Source organism: Pseudomonas sp. SIMBA_068 (genome assembly GCF_046534705.1).
GTDB classification, from domain to species: Bacteria; Pseudomonadota; Gammaproteobacteria; order Pseudomonadales; family Pseudomonadaceae; genus Aquipseudomonas; species Aquipseudomonas putida.
On sequence record NZ_JAWRYI010001700.1, the window covers coordinates 1 to 235 of the forward strand.

The 235-nt window shown below is 66.0% G+C and carries 1 pseudogene; it reads right to left on the reverse strand.

Annotated elements, in window-relative coordinates:
- Positions 1 to 235 (reverse strand): annotated as a pseudogene (locus SB756_RS35535) (glycoside hydrolase family 15 protein); the annotation flags it as partial.

The following is a 235-nucleotide window of genomic DNA, read 5'->3' on the forward strand; positions in this document are numbered from 1 at the left end:
GCCAGTGCGCCGGTCGGGGAGTACCAGAGAAACTTCAGCGACAGGGCTGAGCGCTTCACCAGCGTCGGGTAGCGGCCCTCATAACTCAGGCTCTCCACCCAGCTGGTCCAGCCGGTGTGGCTGGTTTCAATCCGCTGATCAATAGCCTCCAGCGGCGGCACCGCCAGCGGCTCTTTCTCGGTCACCAGCAGCGCGCAGAGCGAGCGGGAACCGGCATAGGTACGCAGCGTGGCGC